This window comes from Clostridium sp. SGI.024 (assembly GCF_050315195.1).
Lineage (GTDB): Bacteria > Bacillota > Clostridia > Clostridiales > Clostridiaceae > Clostridium.
Window position 1 is genome coordinate 13,612 of sequence record NZ_JBNPON010000010.1, and the last position, 20,754, is coordinate 34,365.

A 20,754-nucleotide genomic window follows, 5' to 3' on the forward strand; every position below is an offset into this window, starting at 1 on the left:
CATTTTCACTATATTTTCGCAATATTATATAGCATAATTTAAAACTAATTCACATTGCTTAAAAAAAAAGGAAAGGTTTCCCCCTCCCTCCCTTATTATACTTCCAATATATTGAATCCTGCTGCTTTATTTAATCTATTCATTATCGCAAGTCCAACACCCTTATCTTCAAATGCTTGACATATAATAAAATCTACATTTAAATCATCACATTGTCTAAGAGCTTCAAAAAGGTTTCTTGCTACATCATATAGATTTTTTTCACTTCCTAAAGAAATTATCTCTCCTAAAGGAAATCTATTAGATACTTCTTCAGTAGATAAAATTGCCACTCTTTTTTGATTATCTATATAATTTTGTACTATTTCATTAATTTTTTCAATAGTTTTTTCTTTATTTCCTTTTATTATCTGTAATTTTGCCTTTGGTGCATAATGTCTATACTTCATTCCTGGTGCCTTTGGTTTTAAATTTGAATCTGGCTTTCCTTGTATAGCCTTGTCTATAGTAATTTCACTACAAACTTCCCTAAGCATTTCTAATGTTATTCCACCCGGTCTTAATATTACTGGTGGCATTACTGTGCAATCAACTATAGTTGATTCTACTCCAACATCACTTTTTTTCCATCCAATAATATAATCTACTTTACCATCTAAATCTTCAATGCATCTATCTACCTCTGTAGGACTAGGTCTACCTGATATATTAGCGGATGGTGCTGCAATTGGACATCCAGAAAGCTCTATTAATTTTAATGCAATTTCATTATTAGGCATTCTTATACCAACTGATTCTAAATTTGCACTAGTTCTATTTGGTATTATATCTTTCTTATTTAAAATTATTGTTAATGGTCCTGGCCAAAATTTATCTATAAGATCTTTTGCAACCTTTGGAACCTCTTTAGCTAAATTCTCTATATTTTTTGAAGCCACATGAACTATTAATGGATTATCTTGTGGTCTTCCTTTTGCTTTAAATATTTTATCAACAGCCTCTTCATTTAAAGCATTTGCTCCAAGTCCATAGACAGTCTCAGTTGGAAACGCAACAACGCCTCCTTTATATATTATATCAGCTGCTTCATTTATGTATTCAATATCTTTATCAATATCATTAATAATACCTATCTTTGTTTCCAAAAAAGATTCCTTCTTTCATATTACATTTGTTATAACTCTCTTTGTTCTCTAGCTATCTTTATATTTTCTATAGCAGAATAAGTATATGATGCTCTTACACAATTCTTATATATAACATCTAGTAGCATATATTTTTTTAAAGCTCCTCGTTTTATTACTTGAAAATAGTAATTTTCTTCAGGATTTATTTTTTTTACTTTTATGTATTCTTCCAAGGCTTCTGGATATCTTTTTAAAAACCCTTTAGAAACTGGTTTTAAATATATATTTATGAATCTTACTGTACTTATAAGTATTATGTCCATTTCTTCCCTATCTTTATCAGTATGCACTACAGCAACCTTATCACATAGTATAAATGATTCTTTGAAAAACAATCCACTTTTAAACTTAAGTTTATTATTATTACAGGAAAATTTTAAATAATTATAGTTCAATTTATTTATACATACTATGCCTATTAAAAATTCTATAATCCCTAGATAGAACCATAAAAATAATGATTCTATTTGCGACAAAAAAGATATTAGAGGAAGAATCAAGAAAAGTATTATCATAAATATAAAGAAATGCTTTTCTTTCTTTTTCTCCTTCTTCAAGGCCTTTAGTATCTTCATTACTACACCTGCTTTAAAAGCCTCACATTTAAAAATGCAAGGCTTTCATTATTAAATACCGTCTGTATTACCCATTTTCTTCATCTTTTCAGCTTGATCAGCCGTAATTAATGCATTTATTACTTCTTCTATATCTCCATTTAAAAATTGTTCTAATTTATAAAGTGTTAAGCCTATTCTATGATCTGTTACTCTTCCTTGTGGATAGTTATATGTTCTTATTCTTTCACTTCTATCCCCTGAACCTACTTGGCTTTTTCTATCTTCTGCTATACCAGCATTTCTTTCAGCTTCTGCAGCTTCATATAATCTAGATCTTAAAACCTTCATAGCCTTTTCTTTATTTTTTAATTGTGATTTTTCATCTTGACAAGCAACTACAACACCAGTAGGTATATGTGTAATTCTTACTGCTGAATCTGTTGTATTAACGCATTGTCCTCCATTACCTGAAGATCTATATACATCTATTCTTAAATCTTTTTCATTGATTTCTATTTCAACATCATCAACTTCTGGTAATACTGCTACAGTTGCAGTAGATGTATGAATTCTACCACTTGATTCTGTATCAGGAACTCTTTGTACTCTGTGAACTCCACTTTCATATTTAAGCTTTGAGTATGCTCCTGAACCCTTAATCATAAATACTACTTCTTTAAATCCACCGATATCTGTTTCGTTTGCACTCATAAGTTCTACTGACCATCTTTGAGTTTCAGCATATCTTGTATACATTCTAAAAAGATTAGCTGCAAATAGAGCCGCTTCATCGCCACCTGCACCGCCTCTTATTTCTACAAATACGTTCTTCTCATCGTTAGGATCTTTAGGTAGTAATAAAATTTGAATATTCTTTTCTAATTCTGCTTCTTTTTCAGTTAGCATTGAAATTTCTTCTGAAAGCATTTCTTTCATTTCCTTGTCACTTTCTTCTGCTAACATTTCTTTATTAGCTGCTAAATCATCTATAACTGTCTTATATTCTTTATATGCTGTAACAATAATCTCTAAATCAGCATGCTCCTTACATAGCTTTCTCCATTCGTTTTGATTAGCCATAATTGAAGGATCTGATATCTTTACAGATAATTCATCATATTTATTCTCTATAAACGCTAATTTATCTAATAACATAAATATCACTCCGTACTTTATTTTTTTCCATCTCCCTATTATATCACAAAAGATAGAACTTTATCAATATTTAAAGTATCCCAGTAAAACTCTGTCTAGTCCTGCTAAATCTTTTACTAGTTTTACATTTGAAAATCCTGCCTCTTCCATTAATATTCTTACATCAAGTCCTTGATCATGACCAATCTCAAATGCTAAAATTCCCTTTTCATTTAATGTAAGCTTACTTTCCTCAATTATTCTTCTATAAAATATTAACCCATCTTCTCCTCCATCTAAAGCTACATGAGGCTCATAAAGTTTAACATCATCCATTAATCCTTCGATTTCAGAAGCTTTTATATATGGTGGATTAGATACTATAATATCATATTTTTTTTCTGCTTTAATAGCTTCTTCCAATAAATCACTTTTTATAAAATTTACTCTATTTTCTAATCCATGTTTAACTATATTACTTTTAGTAACTTTTTCTGGAATATCATAATTATCTATTTCATCTACTTTTATATTTTTTCTATTCATTGCTAAAGATATTCCAATTGCTCCACTACCTGAACAAAGATCGCAAATATTTAGTTCTTCATCCTCATTAATAATAGAAAGTAATTCTTCTACAAGTATTTCAGTATCACCTCTTGGTATTAAAACACCTTCTTCTACATCAAAGTCAAAGCCCATAAATTCAGTTTCTCCTAAAATATATTTTATAGGCATCTTACTACTTCTTTTTTCAATTAAAGCTATATACTCTTTTTCATCTTTATGCGATACTTCCTTATCTCTATTAGTAATAAGATATATCTTATCTTTTCCTAATACCATTCCTAGCAACAATTGTGCATCTAACATATAAGAATCTATACTTTTTTCCTTTAACTTTTTAGATCCAAACTCTAAAAGTTCTCCTATAGTTTTTTCTTTTGCCTTAATTCCTTCTGCAGTCATAAGTGCTGCTATTGCTACTTCTAATTGATCATCATCTGGTTCTTTAGTAGTAAGTTCCTGAAGCTTTAATCCTGGATAAGCTATTACCTTAGATAATATATTTTCACTTTTTCCAAGCCATCTTATTAACTCATAGGTTATTCCTGATACTATTGGAATTAATACTATTCTTAGTAAAAGTCTTTCAAAGAATCCTCCCCATCCAGTAAAACTAAATATTATTATACTTACAAACATAATAAGAAAAAGAAAATTTGTTCCACATCTTGGATGAAATCTAGGAAATTTTCTAACATTCTCTACTGTTAGTTCTTCACCTGCTTCATAGCAAAAAATTGATTTGTGTTCAGCACCATGATATTGAAAAACTCTATAAATATCATCCATTTTGCTTATGGAATACATATATATAAGCAGAATTACAATTCTAATTATAGCTTCTATTAGATTTAATAATACTGGATTTAAATTAAGTGCCGCAAATAATGAAGCTATACTAGTAGGTAATGCAACAAATAATGCAATAGCTAAGGCAAAGGATAAAACCATAGTACCTCCTACTATTAAATCATTACTTTTATCTCCAAACTTATTTTTTAACCAAAGCTCAAATTTTGATTCTTCCTCATCTTCTTCAAAAAATGAAGCAGAATAATTTAAAGTATTAATTCCTGTAACTAAAGAATCAATAAGTACAAATATTCCTCTTATAAATGGAATATTTAAAAACTTATATTTTTTAGTTATTGGAACTATTTTTTTCATGTCTATTTCTATTTTTCCATCAGATTTTCTAATAGCGGTAGCTTGCCCTTTGTTTCCTCTCATCATTACGCCTTCAATTACAGCTTGGCCTCCTACTTCACACTTTCTCATTTTACCACTCTTTCTAATTTATAAATTATTTTTATATTTAAAATAACAGTGTCCACATAAAGATTCGTATTCAATATTATCTACATTATCAATAGCTACTTGTTCTCCTTCAAAAACGAATCTATTATTTATTTTTCTACCATTTAATACAGCTTTTTTCCCACATTTACATATAGTTTTCATTTCTTCTATACTATGGGCTAATAATAGAAGCCTTGTGCTTCCTTCAAAGCCTTGCATTCTGAAATCTGTTCTAAGTCCATAACAAATAACAGGTATATCTAAAACCACAGCTATTTCAAATAAATTATCTATTTGTCTTGACTTTAAAAATTGTGCTTCATCTACTAAAATACAATCTATTTCACCATGTATTTCCTTGTATTTTTTAACCTTTTCTAATATATCGTCTTCCTCATAAATAACAAAATCTACTTTTCTTTCAACACCAAGTCTTGAAACTAATCTCTCTCCACCTTTAGTATCTGTAAAAGGCTTAATTAATATAACCTTCATTCCTCTTTCTTCATAGTTATATGCTACTTGCATAAGATGTGTTGATTTTCCTGAGTTCATTGCCCCATATCTAAAATATAACTTACTCATATTTATGTCTCCTTTACATTTAGATACATAGATTATAGCATTTTTATTTATATAAGTAATCAAAAATATTTTTATTATGTATATTCTTGACCCTAATATTAACCTGTGATATACTCTAATAGTTATTTAAGTATTCGAAAGAGGTGAAATAAATGAGAGAAGGCATACATCCAAAATACAATCACGAAGCTGTAGTTAAGTGTGCATGTGGAAATACTTTTACAACTGGTTCTGTTAAAGATGAACTAAAAGTAGAAATATGCTCTAAATGCCACCCATTCTTCACTGGTAAACAAAAAATTATTGATGTCGGCGGAAGAGTTGATAAATTCAATAAGAGATTCAATCTTAACAAATAGAAATTCTGGGAAAGATAATATCTTTCCCATTTTTTCTTTTTATGGAATTAAAAATAGATCTAAATGATAAATATCTTGTATGTACACATTTATAACAAAAAAGTTTTCAAATTGTAATTTTCTTAATTTTATCTTAGAATTTTAATTTTTATACTTTTAAGAATAATATTTATATTATAATATTTATATTGGTATAATTTTAGTATTTATTATGTTATTTAGAAAAGTGAGTGTTGTATATGAAGAAAATTTTAATACTAACAACTTCTACAGGTGAAGGTCATAATCAAGCAGCAAAATCTATTTCAACTACTTTTGAAAAGTCTGGATACGAAGTAATAACTCATGACTTTTTAAAAAACAATAGTAAGCTTTTAACTAAATTATTTATTAGAGGATATGAAATATCAGCTTCTTTCTTTCCTAAAACTTATGGATTTACTTATAAGTTAACAGATACAGGTTTTACTAATAAACTTTTATCCTTTGTATTTTCAATAACTAAAATAAAAATAAAAAAAATGATTGATTTAACAAAACCAGATATAATTTTAGTTACTCACCCCTTTGCAGTAAGTATTATGGGTGCCCTAAAAAGAAAAGGGTTAAATATACCTGTAATAGTTGTTGTAACTGACTTTAAGGCTCATTCTACATATATAGATAATAGTATAGATGCCTACATTACCGCTAGTGAGAATACTAGATTAGATCTTTCAAATAGAGGAATAGATTCTAGAAGAATATTTTCTTACGGTATTCCTGTTAAAGATGAATTTTTCGATAATACATTAGATGTTATTTCTACTAAAAATGATAGCTATTTTAATATTTTATTAATGAGTGGAAGCATGGGATTAAAAAATATATCCTATGTTTTAAAGGAATTATTAAACAATACTAATAAACTAAGAATAACTGTAGTCTGTGGTAAAAATGACAAGCTTAAAGATAATTTATTAAAGGAATATGGTCATTCTATAAAAAATAAAAAACTTCATATTTTAGGATTTTCTAAAGATATCAATTATCTAATGGAATATTCAGATTTAATAATAAGTAAGCCTGGTGGATTAACTGTTACTGAAGCGATTAACAAACATCTTCCTATGCTAATCCCCTTTGCTATTCCTGGGCAAGAAACTCAAAATGTTGATTTTCTAACTTCTAACGGATATGCCATAAATATAGAAAACTTACTAGAAATAAATTTAGTTATAGATAAATTAATATCTAATCCTAAGGAATTAGAAAAAATGAGAGCTAACTTATCTAAATTATCATCATTATATTCTAAGCAAAATATAGTTAATTTAGCTGATAAATTAGTTTTAAAAGAATTTTAAATGTGCTTTAGCACAATGTAAAATGAATAATGAATAATGTAAAATAAAGGAATAAACTCCTTGCGGAGTTTATAAAATAAATATATTTTTAGTAATTTGTTTTAAATTAATTCTACATTTTACATTCTAAATTTTTAATTCAGGGTTGTTATGACAACCCTTTTTTATTTCTTTTCTATTTCACTTTTACTAAAAATATTAATAAATTCTTTATTGTTTTTAGTCTTTGAAAGCATATTTATTAACTTTTCAGTAACATTTTCTACATTTCCATCTCTATACATAACTTTTCTTATTGAATAAGCTACTTCTTTTTCTTCTTCAGTTAAAATTAAATCTTCTTTTCTTGTACCAGATTTATATATATCAATAGCAGGGAAAATTCTTCTTTCTTGTAACTTTCTATCTAAGTGAACTTCCATATTACCAGTTCCCTTAAATTCTTCGAATATCATATCATCCATTCTAGAGCCAGTATCTATTAAAGCTGTTGCTAGTATAGTCAGACTTCCCCCTTCTTCGATATTTCTTGCAGCACCAAAGAATTTTTTAGGCATAATTAATGCTCCTGGATCTAATCCACCTGATAAGGTTCTTCCAGTTGGAGTTATGGTTAAATTATATGCTCTAGAAAGCCTAGTTAAACTATCTAATAATATAACTACATCTTTTCCTTGCTCAACCATTCTCTTTGCTCTTTCTAAAACCATTTGTGATACTTTTGCATGATTTTGTGGTTCTTCATCAAAGGTAGAATATATAACATCTCCATTTATTGACCTCTTCATATCTGTTACTTCTTCAGGTCTTTCATCAATTAACAATACTATTAATTTAACTTCTGGATAGTTTTTAGATATATTTTGAGCTATTTTTTTTAATAAAGTAGTCTTTCCTGCTTTAGGAGGCGCTACTATTATTCCTCTTTGTCCTTTTCCTATTGGACAAATTATGTCCATTAATCTTGAGGATAAATCATTTTCATTATTAGTTTCTAAATGAAGTCTGTCTTCTGGATATATTGGTGTTAAAGACTCGAATGATTTTCTTCCTACCGCTCTTTCAGGATTCTCTCCATTTACTTTCTCAACATAAAGTAATGCTTTAAATTTTTCCCCCTCTTTTGATTCTCTAACTTTTCCTTGGACCTCATCTCCAGTTCTTAAATTAAATCTTCTTATTTGTGATGGGGATACATATATATCATTTTCACCAGTTTGATAATTATTACATCTTAAAAATCCAAAACTATTGTTTTCTAAAATTTCTAATACTCCTATAGCAGTATCAGATTCATTTATCATAACCTTTAATCTTTCTCTCTTCTCTTCCCTAACTTCTTCCTTATTATCATTAGTAGGAGTGGAATTATCTTCATTCTTATTCTTAGGCGTTATCTTTTCTTGTAGTATAACTCCGTTTTTTTCTATACTTTTAGGAGAATTATTTAATATTTCTTCTATAAGTTCACTTTTCTTCAATTTACTAATATTTTTTATGTTAAGTTCCTTTGCTATTTCTTTTAACTCTATTAAAGTTTTTTTCTCGTAATTTTCCTTGTTCAAAATTACACCTCCATATTTTATTCCTACGTTCTATTTATGGGAGTTATAAGATATCAGATATGGTTATTAGAATTTACATATGTATTTATATTATGAATTAATTATCTCAATTTATCAAGTTATTTATTATTATATCCAAATTATTCACTTTTAATCCTTATCTTATTGGAATATAAAACATTTCTTTGACTTATTAAAATTAAAAGGAGCTATATATAAAATACAGCTCCTAAAAAATATCATTAACTTATTTCTTCTTTTTTGCTTTATCTCTTACCTGTATCAAAAGGTTCACCAGAAGCCTTAGGTGCTTGTGATGATTTAGAGAATATTACTAAAGCTATTAAAGTTACTATATATGGGAATATCTTTAATATTACTCCAGGTATTTGTGCTAATGATGGTATTACTTGTGATACATTTGCTATAGTTGAAGCAAATCCAAAGAAGAAAGTTGCTCCTAATATTCCAAGTGGTTTCCATTGTCCAAAGATTAATGCTGCTAAAGCAAGGAATCCAAGTCCTGCAACATTACCATTGAATTCTCCTGAATATGTTAAGAGAATTATAGCTCCACCTAAAGCTGACATTCCTCCTGATATCATAACACCAATATATCTCATTTTAAATACGCTAACTCCAGCTGCTTGTGCTGCTTGAGGGTGTTCTCCACAAGCTCTAAGCCTTAAACCAAAGCTAGTTTTGTATAGTAAAAATGCACTAATTAACAGTATTAATAATACTAGCCAAGTAGTAGCATATGTTTTTGTAAAGAAAAGTGGTCCTATTACAGGTATTTCTGAAAGTATTGGAATATCTCTTGGAATAAATCCATTAGCTACTCTTATATTACCACTACCTGTAATATTTCTTGCTAAGTAGATTGTTAATGCTCCAGCCATCATATTTATAGCTGTACCACTTATAACTTGATCTGCATTTAAATTAATACTTGCAAAAGCATGAAGTAATGAGAATAATACTCCAACTATTACTGCTACTAATAAACCTATCCATAGGGCTCCCGGCACTCCATTTGCTTGTAATTTAGAAACTGATAGAGCTCCAGCAAAAGAACCAATTATCATAAGTCCATCTAAACCTATATTTACAATCCCACTTCTTTCACAGTATAACGCTCCTAAAGCTGTTATTAATATAGGAATTGTATAAGAAATTGCATATGGAAAAACTTGTTCAATTATGCTCCACATTATTTTTCCACCACCCTTTCAGTAGAAATATCTTTTTTATTAGACTTATCTTTTTTAGATTTTCTAAATTTTTTAATTAACTTATCCATTACCATACTTGTGGCTGCAAAATAAATAATTGTAGCCATTATAGTATCTGCAAGTTCTGGCGGTACTTTTACAGCTGCATTCATAAAGCCTTTTCCAACATATAAAACTCCAAAGAATAATGATGAGAAAACAACTCCAATAGGACTACTTGCTCCAAGTAAAGCTACTGCTATTCCGTCAAAGCCTTGGCTTGGCATTACACCTATTTGCATTATATTTGCATTTCCTGTATATTGTATTGCTCCTGCAAGCCCTGATAAAGCACCAGCTATCATCATTGATATAACTATATTTCTATTAACGGGCATACCTGCATATTCTGCACCAAATCTATTAAATCCAACAGCTTTTAATTCATATCCTAAAACTGTCTTATTTAAAATAAACCATATTATAAAAACTGCTATTAAAGCTAAGAATATACCTAAATTTATATATGATCCTTTAAATATTTCTGATAGCCAATGTACTTTTAAAGTAGCTGATTCTGGTAACATTTTAGATTCTGTTTCTAAGAACTCACCTTTAAAGTATAGTGGTACCACATAATAAACTATCCAGTAAGCTACCCAGTTCATCATTATAGATGATACAACTTCATGTACATTGAATTTAGCTTTTAAAATTCCTGGAACTGTTGCCCATAAAGCTCCTCCAATAATACCAACAGCAACAACTATTGGAACTAATATGATCTTAGGTAAATCTAAACTTAAACCTACTGCTATTGAACAAAATCCACCAAATAACATTTGTCCAGGTGTACCTATATTAAATAATCCTGTTTTAAAAGCAAAGGCAACTGAAAGTCCTGTAAGCATTAAAGGTGTTGCTGTAGCAATTGTATTTCCTATTCTTTCTAGGTTCTTTAATCCACCTTGAAATAAAAATTTATATCCTTCAACAGGGTTAAATCCCATAATTAACATCAATAAAGCACCAGCTATAAGTCCAAGTATTACGGCCATTACGGATTTTATACCTTGATCTTTTCCCATTAACTTTCACCTCTCTTTATTCCAGCCATCATTAATCCGACTTCATTTTCATCTGTTTCAGAGGCATTAACTATTCCTATAAGTTCCCCATTATTTACTATAGCAATTCTATCTGAAACATTTAATATCTCATCTAATTCAAGAGATACTAAAAGAACAGCCTTGCCATTATCTCTTTGTTCAACAAGTCTTTTGTGTATATATTCTATAGATCCTACATCAAGACCTCTTGTTGGCTGAACAGCAATTAATAAGTCAGGATTTGATTGAATTTCACGTCCAATTATTCCTTTTTGTTGATTTCCACCTGATAGAGATCTAGCAATTGATTTACCACCTTCTCCAGATCTTACATCAAAAGTATCTATAATTTCATTTGCATACTCTGTAATTTTATTTCTATTTATAAGTCCATTCTTAGAAAAAGGTTCGTTCTTATAAGCTTTAAGAACTAAATTATCTTCTAATGTATAATCTAAAATAAGTCCTCTTTTATGTCTATCTTCTGGAATATGCGCTATTCCTTCATCAATTCTACTTCTTATAGAATCTTTTGTAATATCTTTTCCGTTGAAAATTATGCTTCCTTCTTCAATAGGTCTCATACCTGTAATAGCTTCAACTAACTCAGTTTGTCCATTTCCTTCTACTCCAGCTATACCTACTATTTCACCTTTTTTTACTTCTAAATTAAAGTTTTTTAATCCTAGAACTTTTTTGTTATTTTTAACACATAAATTTTCTATTTTTAGAACTGTTTCTCCAACATTAGCTGGTTTTTTCTCTACTACAAAGGATACTTGTCTTCCAACCATCATTTTAGCCATATCAGCTTCTGATGTTTCTTTAACATTAACAGTTCCAATGTACTTACCTCTTCTAATTACAGTGCATCTATCCGCAGCTTCTTTAATTTCTTTTAATTTATGAGTAATTAAAATTATTGACTTTCCTTCTTTAATAAGATTTCTCATAATTCCTATTAAATCTTCAATTTCTTGAGGGGTTAATACTGCTGTTGGTTCATCAAAAATAAGTACTTCTGCATTTCTATAAAGCATTTTTAATATTTCAACACGTTGTTGCATTCCAACAGATATATCTTCGATCTTTGCATATGGATCAACATTTAAACCGTATGCCTTAGATAATTCTTCAATTTTCTTTGCTGCACTTTTTATATCTATAGATAAAAATTTCTTTGGCTCTAATCCTAAAATAATATTTTCAGTTACAGTAAAGTTTTCAACTAATTTAAAATGCTGATGAACCATACCTATTCCTAAGTCATTAGCTACATTAGGACTTGAAATATTAACTTCTTTTCCATTTACTTTAATTACTCCTGCTTCTGGAGTATACATTCCAAATAGCATTCCCATTAATGTAGATTTACCTGCTCCATTTTCTCCTAAGAGAGCATGGATTTCTCCCTTTTTAAGCTGTAATGTGATATTATCATTAGCTACAATGCCAGGGAACTCCTTTCGGATATTAAGCATCTCTACTACATATTCCATATAATTCACCGCTTTCCATTTTTATATATAGAAGAAACTGTCTCAAAATTTAAAATTAAAAATATATTTAATTTTAAATAATGCGACAGATTCTAAATTTATTACTTAATTAAATCTCCTTGTTCATCGGATACTTTAATCTTTCCATCTTTTATTTGATTAAACACTTCTGCTACCTTGTCTTGAGTTTCTTTAGAAAGGTTTGGATTATTTTCTGGTATACCTACTCCACCTGTTTTTGCATCAAAAGTTAAAGTTTGTCCACCTGGGAATTTTCCATCTAATTCATCTTTAATTATATTAAATGTTGCTGTATCAATTTTCTTAATTGCAGAAGTTAAAATTATTGATTTTTCTCCCTCATAAATACCTTCTGAATATTGGTCAACGTCAACACCAATTATCCAAGCTTCTTTACCTGTATCAGCTCTATCCTTGGCTTCTTTTATAGCTCCAACTCCAACTCCACCAGCTGCTGTAAATATAGCTTTAACACCATTATCATACATAGTAGCTGCTAATTGTTGTCCTGCTGCAGCATTATCAAATGATCCTTGATATACTACATTTTCTGCTTTAAGGCTCATCTTAGTACCTAAATTATCATTAGCATATTTAACACCTTGTTGGAAACCCCAGTTAAACTTTTGAACTGCTGGTATTTCCATACCACCTATAAATCCAAGTTCTCCTTCTTTTAATTGAAGAGCTGTTGCAACACCTGCTACAAATCCAGCTTCATGTTCTGCAAAGAAAACAGCAACTGTATTTTCTCCAACTTTTGCTTCTCTTGCATCTCCTTCTTTACCATTATTTGGTGAACCATCAATGATTACAAATTTCGCATCTGGATATTTTGCTTGTGCATTAAATATTGCAGTTTCAAATTTAAATCCAGGAGTAACTATAAATTTATATTCTGTATCATAAAGATTCCCTATTTCTTTCATATAATCAGCTTCTGTAGTTCCAGCTGGTTTTATATAGTTACTTTCAACCCCTAGCTCTTCCTTAGCCTTTAATATACCTTCCCAAGTTCCTTGGTTAAATGACTTATCGTCTATAGTTCCAGCATCAGTAACCATACCTACTTTAAAATCTTTATTTGTCCCTGTTTTTCCTTCTTCCTTACTTCCACAGCCAATTAAGCCTGTTACCATAAGAGCTGAAAGTGCTAGTGCTATTACCTTCTTTTTCATATATAATCCCTCCATAAAATATTATATAGCAATCTTTGTTATACAAAGAAATGCACGCATTTTAAAATCCCTCTTATTTTATATAGCTCTTTTTCAAAGCTTTTTTCTTACCCTTTTAAGATAAGATTATATGGAATATTTATTCTTTTTTTAATTAAAGCCTTAATTACACTCAATGTCCTTCTATTACTACATGCAATTATTGCTCTTGGAGAATCTTCTATATTACAAAAAATCCTTTGTTAATTAATATGCTTCTTTTAATTTAAATTTCCTTTCTTTTATGTATTTATTATCAAAGTAAGAATTATTTTTTACTTTAGAGATAGTTGTAGATAATATGCCAGCTTTTCTATCTATTTCATCTGTATTTACTACCATTTTATCTCTTCTTACGACATATTTATATTAATTAGCAAATTTATCCTCCATGGATTATTATATATCTATTTAATTTAATTATACTAGAGTAAATCTTTAAATAATACGATTTTTGATAATTTTCTCAATAAATATTTGATATTTTTAGAAAATTATTAAAATAATTGTAGTATTATTAATTAATTTATTCTATTTTATTAATCCAAAGATTAAGTTCCTTCTTTGTTTTAGGTATACTTAATTCATCATTAATAATTTTATTTTTTGTTTTATTAACAAATTTCATTACACTTGGATCTAATTGAACCTGAGATCCTTCTCTTGTAATATCTATAATACCTTCCTTCAAACCTGAGTAATGAACTCCATCCTTCCAAGTATTATCTTTAATATACTTAATTTCATTAAATACAATTTCATTCATATATCTAGTTGATGTTGATATTATAACACTTGGATCAAAAGAGTTCTGATTTTCATCTACTCCAAAAGCATATGCTTCTGCTTCTTTTGCTGCAGCAAAGACTCCAAGTCCAGAAGCTCCGGCTAAATGTTGAATATACTTAACACCTTTGTTATACATTAAAAGCGATATTTCTTTAGCCTTTAAAGGATTTCTGAAATCATTTACCACCGCTGTCATAACTTCCCCCTGTGGAAATACATATTTATATCCAGCTTCAAATCCAATAGCACCTTCTCTAAGATGTGCAACTTCCATTCCTAATACAACTCCAGCTTTATTTATATTTCCTGTTTTTTCATACTCATCTTTACTTAATAACCCAGCTATTACACCATTTAAAAAAGCTTGTTCCTCCCACCTAGTATAAATAGAACTTATATTTTTACCATTTAACTTAGAATCTATTAAAGTAAACTTTTGATTAGGAAACTCAATTGAAACTGCTTTTACATCACTTTCTTGTTCAGGGCCAACTGCAATAATCAATTGATACTCTCTAGTTTTAGCAAATTCTAAAATACTTTGCTTGTATTTATCAGGATACATTGGTTCTGCATAGTCAAACTCTATATTCAACTCTTCTTGTGCCTTTAATAATCCATCATAAATCAAATCATTAAAGGATTTGTCACCTAATCCACTGCCAGTAAAAACAACAGCTATTTTTATAGTTTTTTTAGCTTTATCGTTATATTTTTTATTATTAATAAATCTTATTGATATTACAGAAAATAATATTAAAAGCACTGAAGCTATTAACATAATATAGCTTGTCTTTTTCATTTATTCTCCTTTACAAAAAACAAATAACACTACTTTTTTTCATTATACATAAATAACTTATTGCTTTATATAAATAAAATTGATAACAAATGTAATTATTTACTTGTTTAATAGTAAAATATTGATTTTTAATGTATTTTTTTGATATTTAACTTTAAATATATGATCTATCATCTTCCGGAGTTTTTCCTATATACTTCTTATAATTCTTAGAAAAATAACCTGGATTAGAATATCCAACTTCCATTGCTATTTGAGATATCTTCATATCTGTTCCTTTTATTAATTCTCTAGCTTTATTTATCCTATATAAAGTTAAATAGGTGCTAAAATTCTCTCCAACCTCTTCCTTAAATAATCTTGAAAAATACTCATGAGATAAATAAATATGCTTAGCTACATCTATCAAAGAAATATGACTTTTATAATTCTCTTCTATATATTTAATTGATTTTTCTATAGTTTTAGAATATTTTTTCTTAGCTTCTCTTTTATTAACTGATGGATTTTTAATATTAGTTTCTTTTTCTTTTAATTTTTCATCTATTCTAAATAATAAATCTTTAATTTCCTTAGTTCTAATCTCAGATTTTATTAAATATTCATAAGCACCAAAACTAATTGCTTCCTTTGCATAATTAAATTCTGCAAAATTTGTTAATATAATTATAAAAACCTCTGGCATTATCTCTTTTATTTTTTTTGAAAGCTCTAAACCATCCATAACTGGCATTTTAATATCTGTTATTATTACATCTGGTTTTAATTTCAATGATAATTCATAAGCTTCTCTTCCATTTTTAGAACTTCCTATTAATTCAAAATCTTTAGATATGTTTTTTATTGTATAACTTATCCATTCTCTAATAGGAGCCTCATCTTCAACTACTAAAATCTTCATATAGTATCTCCCTTCTTAGGTAGAATATATCTAATTCTTGTGCCTTTCCCTTTCTCACTTATAATTTCTATTCCATACATTTTCCCATAATTTAATTGTATTCTTTCATGTACATTTATTAAACCAACCCTATTCATTGCTTCCTTATTTTTAAACACATCATTTATTTGCCTATTACTCATCCCTTTCCCATTATCTATAACTTCTATAATTATTTTCTCTTCTTCACTATATCCTATTATTCTAATCTTACCTTTTTTACCTTCATTATCAATACTATAAAAAATAGCATTTTCTACTACTGGTTGTAATATAAGTGCTGGAACTTTAATACTCTTTATAGATTCCTGTATAAATATATCTACTTTAAACAAATTGGGATATCTAATTTTTTGTAATTCTATGTAATCAATTACTATTTCAATTTCTTCATTAAGACTAATAAGTTCACTTGCCTTAGGTAATATATTTCTTAAAAGCTTTGTAAATTTAAATATCATTTCCTCTGCTTCCTCATTCTTATTCATAGAAACCAAAAATCTAACTCCACTAAGGGTATTATATAAAAAATGAGGATTTATTTGAGCTTGTAAAAAGCTTAATTCTGCTATACGTTTTTGTTTCTCCTGTTCTTTTATTTCTTCTATAGATTCTTCTAACCACTTAATCATATTATTAAAAGACTCTTCTAAACTCCCAATTTCATCATTTCTATCAACCTCTATCTTTAAATTCAAATTTCCATCCATTACTTGTTTCATAGTATTTTTCATATTAATAACAGGCTTAGTAATCCAAATTGAAAGTTTATAAATTATTATAAATGAACCTACTATAACAAGTGTTAATGTCAAAATAAATTTTTCTGTAATTTGCTTTATTGGTTGTTTTATTACATTAGAAGGAATCTCTTCAATTATGGACCACCCATACTTATCTAATGTTGATTCCAACTTTATATAATTAGCATTATCTCTTTTTATTACTGAATACCATTCATTTTCTTCTATATAATCTCCATATTGTATATCTTCAAAATAATTTTTACCTATTAATCTCTTATCTTTGTTTGAAATTATATTTCCTTTTAAATCAACTATATAAATATTTTTTCCATCTTTAATTATTTTGTTATATCTATCAAATAGCATTTTTTCACTTATATCCATTATAAGAACCCCTAAGTTATCTCCAGTAATTAAATTATTGATAGATCTTCCCATTCTAAAAATAGATTTAAAGGGCCCAATCCCCTCCTCATCTTCAAAGGTACTTAATAATACTGTCTTTCCATTAGCCTTTACTATTTCACTATACCAAGTTTCATTTTTTATAGATTCCATAGTGTATTTATTTTTAGAATATGTACTAAAATTAAAATCGTTTTCAGAAACTATGTAAAGATCTGGCTTCATATACTTTCCATACTTCCATACTTGTTCATTTAGTAAAACATCAACATATTTTTCTAAATTAATAACCTCTTCTGTTCTATTTAATATATCTTCTTTAGAAATAGCCAACGCACTATTTATTTTATTATCCTCCACAATATTAGTTCCTATTTCTTCTATATTAGATAGAAAAATAGAAATATTATCTGCAACTTCATCTAATATTTCTCTATTTAGTTTTCCCATTTCAGCTTGTACAACTTTATTAGTATCTTTAATTGACCAAGCAGCAATTACTATTGATATAGTAATTATAAAAGTTGTTAAAAGCAGACAAAGTTTTGCTGTTATACTTTTTATTTTCATAATAATTTCCTCTATTAATATATTTATAGTAACATTTTACTAAAGTTAATTTGCTTAGTCTATTATTAAATGAAAAAGACCAATATATCATTTTATATGCAAAAAAGAAGCGTCCTAAAACGCTTCTTAGATTATCATTTATATTTTATTTTTCATTAAGAGCTGCCTTTATTAATCCAATAAATAAAGGATGTGGTCTATTAGGTCTAGATTTTAATTCTGGATGGAATTGAACTGAAACATACCATGGATGATCTTTTACCTCAACTATTTCTACTAATCTTTCATCTGGACTAGTTCCTGTAATACTCATTCCTGCTTCTGTAATAGCTTTTCTATATTCGTTATTAAACTCATATCTATGTCTATGTCTTTCATAAATTAGGTTTTCTTTATAAACATCATATGCTGTACTATCTTCTTCTAACTTACAAGGATATAATCCTAATCTCATAGTTCCACCTAAATCTTCTATGTCCTTTTGGTCAGGCATTATATCTATAACAGGATATTTTGTATCATTATCAATTTCAGCGCTATTAGCACCTTCATACCCTAATACATTTCTTGCAAATTCAATTACTGAACATTGCATTCCAAGACAAATTCCAAGGAAAGGCTTTTTATTTACTCTAGCATATCTTATAGCTTCAATTTTACCCTCAATGCCTCTATCTCCAAAACCACCTGGAACTAATATACCTTGGCAATCTGATAATAATTCATGGCTATTTTCTTCAGTAACATCTTCTGCATTAATCCACTTAATTTCAACATTAGAATCATTAGCTAATCCCCCATGATTTAAAGCTTCAACTATGGAAATATATGCATCATGTAATTCAACATATTTACCCACTAAGGCTATTTTAACATTTTCTTTTAAGTTTTTAACTTTCTGAACCATTTCCACCCATTCAGTATTATTTATATCTCTACATCCAAGTTCAAGTTTTTCACAAACTAATCTATCTAAGCCTTCATTATGTAACATAAGTGGTACTTCATACAAATGTTCTGCATCTAGATTTTGAATAACACATTTTGATTCTAAATTACAGAATAAGCCTATTTTTGCTTTTAAATCTTCTGATAATTCTTTTTGAGATCTACAAACTATTATATCAGGTTGAATACCAATACTTCTTAATTCTTTCACTGAATGTTGAGTTGGTTTTGTTTTAAGTTCCCCAGCTCTTCCCAAATATGGAACTAAAGTAACATGGATAAAACATACATTTTCCCTTCCAACTTCATATTTTATTTGTCTAATAGCTTCTAAGAAAGGTTGTGATTCAATATCTCCAACTGTTCCACCTATTTCAGTTATTACTACATCTACATCTTTTTCCTTTGATACTCTATAAACTCTTTCTTTAATGGCATTAGTAATATGAGGAATAACTTGAACTGTTCCACCTAAGTATTCTCCTCTTCTTTCTTTAGATATAACTGACCAATAAATTCTACCTGTAGTCACATTATTATTTTGGCTTAAATTTTCATCTATAAATCTTTCATAATGACCTAAATCTAAATCTGTTTCTGCTCCATCATCAGTAACAAAAACCTCTCCATGTTGATATGGACTCATAGTACCTGGATCTACATTTAGATATGGATCAAACTTTTGTATAGATACTTTTAATCCTCTGTTTTTTAATAATCTTCCTAAAGATGCTGCCGTTATTCCTTTTCCTAAAGAAGATACAACTCCTCCTGTTACAAATACATACTTAGTCTTCATAATATTCCTCCAAAAAAATAAAATTTATTTTATTTTCTTGACACTAATCCCCCTATTTGATATAATCATAATTACCTCACTATTTATGATGGGTTAATAATGCCTAAATTCAATAAGACTTATAATATCATAAATTTTTTGAAAAATCTAGTTTTTTTTATTCTTAAATAATCTTATTTATTCCATCTTGGATTTCAAAATACATTTCTCTAAATTCCTTATTAATAAGAAACTTCTCCTGAGCCTTATCAATACTATATTTAATACTTTTATCACTTACTATATTTAAAATTTCTTTAACCTTATCCTTTTGAAGACAATTATAATCTTTTAATAATAACAAAAAAATATACTTATTTTCTTTCTTTTTTAAAATTTTATTTATTTCATTCAGTTCTATATCTAAGTAAGAAGCCAATACATTCATAACTATAGAAACCTTATCAAGCTTATTATTATAACTCAAAATATTATCACCCCTTTATTTTTCTATATTATTTCCATTCACCCTCAAGCTTATTCATATATATTAAATCAATAAATAAAAAAAAAGAGAAAATACATGATATAAATTGTGATCTCGTAAACTCTAAGTCACTCTAAAATCATTTTTCTCTCACTTATATTTATCTTAATTAATTTTAACATTAACAGAAAGTTTATTTACAATAGGTGGTTGCCCTGCAAGTTCCATAGAATATTTTGCTGTTATTTTACCACCATTTTCATCAATATCTACATTTAAATCTTCAGTGTGAATTTGTAAATCTAAAACCCCATAAGGAGTATTATATAAGGATACAGAAGTCTCTCCCTTCTTAAAATCCATTTTAGCACTAACATTACCTTCTCTTTCAAGAATCAACTTATCATTTAATATAGTCAAAGTTGTGGTAGTTCCACTCATACCAGATAATTCAGTTTCTTCATATATAGCTTTAAAGCCACCTTCAATTACTAAAAATTCTCCTGGAGTTACTACTTCTATTATATCATCACTATCTAAATCATTAAAACTTCTTAAAGATATAACTGCCTTCTTATTCATATAAATCCTTAGATAAAGCTTAATTAATTATCTTTATCTATATTCCCT

At 28.1% G+C, this 20,754-nt stretch carries 19 protein-coding genes; 2 read left to right on the plus strand and 17 right to left on the minus strand.

The features are described 5' to 3' along the window. Positions 1–95 precede the first annotated feature (95 nt). From ACQRD5_RS05115 to ACQRD5_RS05135, 5 genes are all read right to left on the minus strand, one after another. A complete protein-coding gene (locus ACQRD5_RS05115) occupies positions 96–1,145 on the minus strand; it encodes an L-threonylcarbamoyladenylate synthase (protein ID WP_291628152.1) in 1,050 nt (349 codons plus the stop codon). Between the two features lie 29 nt (positions 1,146–1,174). Continuing rightward, a complete protein-coding gene (locus ACQRD5_RS05120) occupies positions 1,175–1,762 on the minus strand; it encodes a hypothetical protein (protein WP_320901718.1) in 588 nt (195 codons plus the stop codon). A gap of 51 nt (positions 1,763–1,813) precedes the next feature. Continuing rightward, the gene (prfA, locus tag ACQRD5_RS05125; RefSeq protein WP_291628148.1) at positions 1,814–2,899 is read right to left on the minus strand and encodes a peptide chain release factor 1; all 1,086 of its coding nucleotides are present in this window, start codon (positions 2,897–2,899) and stop codon (positions 1,814–1,816) included. A 63-nt stretch (positions 2,900–2,962) separates the two neighbouring features. Beyond that, complete coding sequence (prmC, locus tag ACQRD5_RS05130) at positions 2,963–4,723, minus strand: peptide chain release factor N(5)-glutamine methyltransferase (RefSeq protein ID WP_320901715.1); 1,761 nt, start codon at positions 4,721–4,723, stop codon at positions 2,963–2,965. An 18-nt stretch (positions 4,724–4,741) separates the two neighbouring features. Beyond that, positions 4,742–5,329 (minus strand): thymidine kinase, encoded by a 588-nt coding sequence (locus ACQRD5_RS05135; RefSeq protein ID WP_291628144.1) that lies wholly within the window; start codon positions 5,327–5,329, stop codon positions 4,742–4,744. A 152-nt stretch (positions 5,330–5,481) separates the two neighbouring features. Here ACQRD5_RS05135 and rpmE point away from each other — a divergent pair, with 152 nt between their 5' ends. Further along, positions 5,482–5,688 carry a 50S ribosomal protein L31 gene (rpmE, locus tag ACQRD5_RS05140; protein WP_008676589.1) on the plus strand — a complete coding sequence of 69 codons (207 nt, stop codon included), beginning with the start codon at positions 5,482–5,484 and terminating at the stop codon, positions 5,686–5,688. A gap of 239 nt (positions 5,689–5,927) precedes the next feature. Next, a complete protein-coding gene (locus tag ACQRD5_RS05145; protein ID WP_294363632.1) occupies positions 5,928–7,034 on the plus strand; it encodes an MGDG synthase family glycosyltransferase in 1,107 nt (368 codons plus the stop codon). A 164-nt stretch (positions 7,035–7,198) separates the two neighbouring features. Here the strand turns inward: ACQRD5_RS05145 and rho are convergent, their stop codons facing one another. From rho to ACQRD5_RS05205, 12 genes are all read right to left on the minus strand, one after another. After that, on the minus strand, positions 7,199–8,599 hold the full coding sequence (rho, locus tag ACQRD5_RS05150) for a transcription termination factor Rho (protein ID WP_291628135.1): 1,401 nt from the start codon (positions 8,597–8,599) through the stop codon (positions 7,199–7,201). 266 nt (positions 8,600–8,865) lie between these two features. Beyond that, complete coding sequence (locus tag ACQRD5_RS05155) at positions 8,866–9,813, minus strand: ABC transporter permease (RefSeq protein ID WP_291628134.1); 948 nt, start codon at positions 9,811–9,813, stop codon at positions 8,866–8,868. Beyond that, positions 9,813–10,901, minus strand: coding sequence for an ABC transporter permease (locus tag ACQRD5_RS05160; protein WP_291628133.1), 1,089 nt, complete (start codon positions 10,899–10,901; stop codon positions 9,813–9,815). Before ACQRD5_RS05160 ends, ACQRD5_RS05155 begins: the two co-directional genes overlap by 1 nt. Beyond that, positions 10,901–12,421, minus strand: coding sequence for an ABC transporter ATP-binding protein (locus tag ACQRD5_RS05165; RefSeq protein WP_291628131.1), 1,521 nt, complete (start codon positions 12,419–12,421; stop codon positions 10,901–10,903). The genes ACQRD5_RS05160 and ACQRD5_RS05165 overlap by 1 nt, the downstream gene beginning before the upstream one ends. 101 nt (positions 12,422–12,522) lie before the next feature. Continuing rightward, positions 12,523–13,620, minus strand: a complete 1,098-nt coding sequence (locus ACQRD5_RS05170; protein WP_291628130.1) for a BMP family lipoprotein — start codon at positions 13,618–13,620, stop codon at positions 12,523–12,525. Positions 13,621–13,866: 246 nt separating this feature from the next. Beyond that, positions 13,867–14,001, minus strand: a complete 135-nt coding sequence (locus ACQRD5_RS05175) for a hypothetical protein (RefSeq protein WP_291628129.1) — start codon at positions 13,999–14,001, stop codon at positions 13,867–13,869. A gap of 184 nt (positions 14,002–14,185) precedes the next feature. Beyond that, positions 14,186–15,250: a BMP family lipoprotein gene (locus ACQRD5_RS05180; protein WP_291628128.1), complete on the minus strand. Its 1,065-nt coding sequence runs from the start codon at positions 15,248–15,250 to the stop codon at positions 14,186–14,188. A gap of 154 nt (positions 15,251–15,404) precedes the next feature. After that, positions 15,405–16,151 carry a response regulator transcription factor gene (locus tag ACQRD5_RS05185; protein WP_291628127.1) on the minus strand — a complete coding sequence of 249 codons (747 nt, stop codon included), beginning with the start codon at positions 16,149–16,151 and terminating at the stop codon, positions 15,405–15,407. Continuing rightward, a complete protein-coding gene (locus ACQRD5_RS05190) occupies positions 16,148–17,911 on the minus strand; it encodes a cache domain-containing sensor histidine kinase (RefSeq protein ID WP_291628126.1) in 1,764 nt (587 codons plus the stop codon). The genes ACQRD5_RS05185 and ACQRD5_RS05190 overlap by 4 nt, the downstream gene beginning before the upstream one ends. A gap of 145 nt (positions 17,912–18,056) precedes the next feature. Further along, complete coding sequence (locus ACQRD5_RS05195; protein ID WP_291628125.1) at positions 18,057–19,658, minus strand: CTP synthase; 1,602 nt, start codon at positions 19,656–19,658, stop codon at positions 18,057–18,059. Between the two features lie 163 nt (positions 19,659–19,821). Further along, on the minus strand, positions 19,822–20,124 hold the full coding sequence (locus tag ACQRD5_RS05200) for a hypothetical protein (protein WP_291628124.1): 303 nt from the start codon (positions 20,122–20,124) through the stop codon (positions 19,822–19,824). 165 nt (positions 20,125–20,289) lie between these two features. Continuing rightward, positions 20,290–20,706 (minus strand): DUF1934 domain-containing protein, encoded by a 417-nt coding sequence (locus ACQRD5_RS05205; protein WP_291628123.1) that lies wholly within the window; start codon positions 20,704–20,706, stop codon positions 20,290–20,292. Positions 20,707–20,754 lie beyond the last annotated feature (48 nt).

What these genes read in the sequence shown, in the direction of transcription:
- ACQRD5_RS05160 (WP_291628133.1), bottom strand. Translation starts at nt 10,901, where the DNA reads ATGGGAAAAGATCAAGGTATAAAATCCGTAATGGCCGTAATACTTGGA.
- rpmE (WP_008676589.1), top strand. Translation starts at nt 5,482, where the DNA reads ATGAGAGAAGGCATACATCCAAAATACAATCACGAAGCTGTAGTTAAG.
- ACQRD5_RS05120 (WP_320901718.1), bottom strand. Translation starts at nt 1,762, where the DNA reads ATGAAGATACTAAAGGCCTTGAAGAAGGAGAAAAAGAAAGAAAAGCAT.
- ACQRD5_RS05190 (WP_291628126.1), bottom strand. Translation starts at nt 17,911, where the DNA reads ATGAAAATAAAAAGTATAACAGCAAAACTTTGTCTGCTTTTAACAACT.
- ACQRD5_RS05175 (WP_291628129.1), bottom strand. Translation starts at nt 14,001, where the DNA reads ATGGTAGTAAATACAGATGAAATAGATAGAAAAGCTGGCATATTATCT.
- ACQRD5_RS05155 (WP_291628134.1), bottom strand. Translation starts at nt 9,813, where the DNA reads ATGTGGAGCATAATTGAACAAGTTTTTCCATATGCAATTTCTTATACA.
- ACQRD5_RS05145 (WP_294363632.1), top strand. Translation starts at nt 5,928, where the DNA reads ATGAAGAAAATTTTAATACTAACAACTTCTACAGGTGAAGGTCATAAT.
- ACQRD5_RS05180 (WP_291628128.1), bottom strand. Translation starts at nt 15,250, where the DNA reads ATGAAAAAGACAAGCTATATTATGTTAATAGCTTCAGTGCTTTTAATA.
- ACQRD5_RS05205 (WP_291628123.1), bottom strand. Translation starts at nt 20,706, where the DNA reads ATGAATAAGAAGGCAGTTATATCTTTAAGAAGTTTTAATGATTTAGAT.
- prmC (WP_320901715.1), bottom strand. Translation starts at nt 4,723, where the DNA reads ATGAGAAAGTGTGAAGTAGGAGGCCAAGCTGTAATTGAAGGCGTAATG.
- ACQRD5_RS05185 (WP_291628127.1), bottom strand. Translation starts at nt 16,151, where the DNA reads ATGAAGATTTTAGTAGTTGAAGATGAGGCTCCTATTAGAGAATGGATA.
- prfA (WP_291628148.1), bottom strand. Translation starts at nt 2,899, where the DNA reads ATGTTATTAGATAAATTAGCGTTTATAGAGAATAAATATGATGAATTA.
- ACQRD5_RS05165 (WP_291628131.1), bottom strand. Translation starts at nt 12,421, where the DNA reads ATGGAATATGTAGTAGAGATGCTTAATATCCGAAAGGAGTTCCCTGGC.
- ACQRD5_RS05170 (WP_291628130.1), bottom strand. Translation starts at nt 13,620, where the DNA reads ATGAAAAAGAAGGTAATAGCACTAGCACTTTCAGCTCTTATGGTAACA.
- ACQRD5_RS05195 (WP_291628125.1), bottom strand. Translation starts at nt 19,658, where the DNA reads ATGAAGACTAAGTATGTATTTGTAACAGGAGGAGTTGTATCTTCTTTA.
- ACQRD5_RS05135 (WP_291628144.1), bottom strand. Translation starts at nt 5,329, where the DNA reads ATGAGTAAGTTATATTTTAGATATGGGGCAATGAACTCAGGAAAATCA.